This window comes from Pseudomonas sp. Sample_16 (assembly GCF_004307665.1).
In the GTDB taxonomy this organism is placed as follows: Bacteria; Pseudomonadota; Gammaproteobacteria; order Pseudomonadales; family Pseudomonadaceae; genus Aquipseudomonas.
Map to the genome: position 1 here is coordinate 1 of NZ_RCOB01000174.1, position 4109 is coordinate 4109.

At 61.4% G+C, this 4109-nt stretch carries 4 protein-coding genes; all 4 read left to right on the plus strand.

Annotated elements, in window-relative coordinates; all coding sequences use genetic code 11:
• Positions 1 to 81: hypothetical protein (locus tag D8U69_RS29855; RefSeq protein ID WP_241668682.1), on the plus strand; the 81-nt coding region annotated here is incomplete at its 5' end.
• Between the two features lies 1 nt (position 82).
• Positions 83 to 1141, plus strand: a complete 1059-nt coding sequence (locus tag D8U69_RS23180) for an alpha-ketoacid dehydrogenase subunit beta (RefSeq protein WP_130908204.1) — start codon at positions 83 to 85, stop codon at positions 1139 to 1141.
• Positions 1142 to 2416: a dihydrolipoamide acetyltransferase family protein gene (locus D8U69_RS23185; RefSeq protein WP_130908205.1), complete on the plus strand. Its 1275-nt coding sequence runs from the start codon at positions 1142 to 1144 to the stop codon at positions 2414 to 2416.
• A 3-nt stretch (positions 2417 to 2419) separates the two neighbouring features.
• Complete coding sequence (gene lpdA / locus D8U69_RS23190) at positions 2420 to 3802, plus strand: dihydrolipoyl dehydrogenase (RefSeq protein WP_056853494.1); 1383 nt, start codon at positions 2420 to 2422, stop codon at positions 3800 to 3802.
• The last annotated feature ends 307 nt before the right edge of the window (positions 3803 to 4109 follow it).

Below are 4109 nucleotides of genomic sequence, written 5' to 3' on the forward strand. Positions count from 1 at the left end.
AGCGCCGCGACCATGTTCGAAGACGTCTACAAAGAGATGCCGGAGCACTTGAAGCGCCAGCGTCAGCAGTTGGGGATCTGACATGAACGATCACAACAACAATATTCAGTTGGAAACCGCCATGACCACGACCACCATGACCATGATCCAGGCCCTGCGCTCGGCGATGGATGTGATGCTTGAACGTGACGACAACGTCGTGGTGTTCGGCCAGGACGTCGGCTACTTCGGCGGCGTGTTCCGCTGCACCGAAGGCCTGCAGAACAAGTACGGCACCTCGCGGGTTTTCGACGCTCCGATCTCCGAAAGCGGCATCGTCGGCGTTGCCGTGGGCATGGGCGCCTATGGCCTGCGTCCGGTGGCCGAGATCCAGTTCGCCGACTACGTCTACCCGGCATCCGACCAGATCATCTCCGAAGCCGCACGCCTGCGTTATCGTTCGGCCGGCGAATTCACCGCGCCAATGACCCTGCGCATGCCCTGCGGCGGCGGCATCTATGGCGGCCAGACCCACAGCCAGAGCATCGAGGCGATGTTCACTCAGGTGTGCGGCCTGCGCACCGTTATGCCGTCCAACCCGTACGACGCCAAGGGCCTGTTGATCGCTTCCATCGAAAACGATGACCCGGTGATCTTCCTCGAGCCAAAACGCTTGTACAACGGCCCGTTCGACGGCCACCACGACCGCCCGGTAACCCCGTGGTCGAAACACCCGGCCGCGCAAGTGCCGGACGGTTACTACACCGTGCCACTGGACGTCGCCGCCATCACCCGTCCGGGCAAGGATGTGACCATCCTCACCTACGGCACCACCGTGTACGTGTCGCAAGTCGCCGCCGAAGAAACCGGCATCGACGCCGAAGTTATCGACCTGCGCAGCCTGTGGCCGCTGGACCTGGAAACCATCGTCAAGTCGGTGAAGAAAACCGGACGCTGCGTGGTGGTTCACGAAGCCACCCGCACCTGCGGTTTCGGTGCCGAACTGGTGTCGCTGGTGCAGGAACATTGCTTCCACCACCTGGAAGCGCCAATTGAACGCGTCACCGGCTGGGACACCCCCTATCCGCACGCGCAAGAGTGGGCGTATTTCCCTGGCCCGTCCCGAGTGGGCGCGGCTTTGAAACGGGTCATGGAGGTCTGAATGGGCACGCACGTCATTAAAATGCCGGACATTGGCGAAGGCATTGCAGAAGTTGAATTGTCACAGTGGCACGTCAAGGTCGGCGACATGGTCGTCGAGGATCAGGTGCTGGCGGATGTCATGACCGACAAGGCGATGGTGGATATCCCGTCGCCAGTGCATGGCAAGGTCATCGCCCTCGGCGGTCAGCCGGGCGAAGTCATGGCGGTCGGCAGCGTGCTGATCAGCATCGAAGTCGAAGGCGCGGGCAACGTCAAGGAGTCGGCGCAACCGGCACCGGTCAAGCAAGCGCCGGTTGCAGCAGCGAAAGCTGAAACCGTGGTGGAAAACAAACCGGTCGCTGCCGCAGCACCGAAAGCAGCCGTTTGCCAGGGGCCGATGATTGCTCGCGAAGCCAATGAGCGTCCGCTGGCCTCACCGGCCGTGCGTAAGCATGCGCTGGACCTAGGCATCCAGTTGCGTCTGGTGCGTGGCAGCGGTCCGGCCGGTCGCGTGCTGCATGAAGACCTCGAGGCCTATCTGGCTCAGGGTCAAGCCAACGCCTCGGCACCGGTCGCCGCCGCTTACGCCCAGCGTAACGATGAAGAACAGATCCCGGTAATCGGCATGCGCCGCAAGATCGCCCAACGCATGCAGGACGCCACCCAGCGCGCGGCACACTTCAGTTATGTCGAGGAAATCGATGTCACCGCCGTCGAAGAATTGCGCGCTCACCTTAACGAGAAGCACGGTGCGACCCGCGGCAAGCTGACTTTGCTGCCGTTTCTGGTCCGCGCCCTGGTCGTCGCCCTGCGCGATTTCCCGCAGATCAACGCCCGTTACGACGACGAAGCCCAAGTCATCACCCGACTCGGCGCGGTGCACGTCGGTATCGCCACCCAGGCCGATAGCGGTTTGATGGTGCCTGTGGTTCGTCACGCCGAAGCCCGCAGCTTGTGGGACAGCGCGACGGAAATTTCGCGCCTGGCCACGGCCGCCCGCAACGGCAAGGCCAGCCGCGATGAACTGTCCGGTTCGTCTATCACGCTGACCAGCCTCGGCGCATTGGGCGGCATCGTCAGCACACCGGTGCTGAACCTGCCGGAAGTGGCGATCGTCGGCGTGAACAAAATCGTCGAACGGCCAATGGTAATCAAAGGCCAGATCGTGATCCGCAAGATGATGAACCTTTCCAGCTCCTTCGATCATCGCGTGGTCGACGGCATGGACGCGGCGCTCTTCATCCAGGCCATCCGTGGCTTGCTCGAACAACCCGCCACCCTGTTTGTGGAGTAAGCAATGCAGACTTTGAACACCACGCTACTGATCATCGGCGGCGGCCCTGGCGGTTACGTGACGGCGATCCGCGCCGGTCAGTTGGGCATTCCAACGATCCTGGTGGAAGGCCAATCGTTGGGCGGCACCTGCCTGAACATCGGCTGCATTCCCTCCAAGGCATTGATTCATGTCGCTGAGCAGTTTCACCAGACGCAGCAGCATAATCAGCACTCAGCCCTGGGCATCAGCGTTGCGGCGCCGACGCTGGACATCGGCAAGAGCGTCGAGTGGAAGGATGGCATCGTCGATCGCCTGACCACCGGCGTCGCCGCGCTGTTGAAAAAGAACAAGGTTCAGGTCGTGCAAGGCTGGGCCAACGTGGTCGACGGTAAAACCGTCGACGTCGGCGACACGCGCATTCAATGCGAGCACCTGGTGCTTGCGACAGGTTCGAAAAGCGTGAACCTGCCGATGTTGCCGATTGGCGGGCCGATCATCTCGTCCACCGAGGCCCTGGCGCCGACATCCGTACCCAAGCGCTTGATCGTGGTAGGTGGCGGTTACATCGGTCTGGAACTGGGTATTGCCTACCGCAAGCTCGGCGCCGATGTCAGCGTGGTCGAGGCGCAGGATCGGATTTTGCCAGCCTACGACGCTGAATTGACTCAGCCCGTACACGACGAACTGAAAAAACTCGGTGTGAAGCTTTACTTGAATCACAGCGTACAAGGCTTTGATTCTTCTAATAAAACCTTGCAGGTTTCGCAGCCGAACGGCGATACCCTCAACCTGGAAACCGATCAGGTTCTGGTCGCGGTTGGCCGCAAACCCAACACCCAAGGCTGGAACCTCGAAGCGCTGAACCTGGACATGAACGGGTCGTCGATCAAAATCGACAACCGCTGCCAGACCAGCATGCGCAATGTGTATGCCATCGGCGACCTGAGTGGCGAACCCATGCTTGCGCACCGGGCCATGGCCCAGGGCGAAATGGTTGCCGAGTTGATCAGTGGCAAGCCCCGCGAGTTCAACCCGACCGCCATCGCCGCCGTGTGCTTCACCGACCCGGAACTGGTGGTGGTCGGCAAGACTCCGGACGAAGCCAAGGCTGCCGGCCTGGACTGCATTGTTTCCAGCTTCCCGTTCGCCGCCAATGGCCGGGCGATGACGCTGGAATCGAAAAGCGGCTTCGTGCGCGTGGTCGCCCGTCGTGACAACCATGTGATCGTCGGCTGGCAGGCGGTAGGCGTGGGTGTGTCGGAGTTGTCCACGGCATTCGCGCAAAGCCTTGAGATGGGCGCGCGGCTGGAAGACATCGGCGGCACCATCCATGCGCATCCGACGCTTGGCGAGGCGGTGCAGGAAGCGGCATTGCGTGCTCTGGGGCATGCGTTGCATCTGTAAACACCATCAACTGTGGCGAGGGAGCTTGCTCCCGCCGGGCTGCGAAGCGGCCCCTGGCTGACTTAATGGCGAACCGCGTTGCCTGGATTTACGACTGCTTCGCAGCCGAGCGGGAGCGAGCTCCCTCGCCACAGGATTTCGAGCATTGTCTGGTCGGCGGCAAATAGCCGATAGACCGGGCTGCGAAACAGGCCCGGAATGAAGTATTGTTGTGCCCATCCAAAAAACGTCAGAAGCCTTGAACCGTTTCGACGGTTGTTCAGTGATAGAGGGTGTCATGGGTAACGAAAGCATCAATTGGGACAAG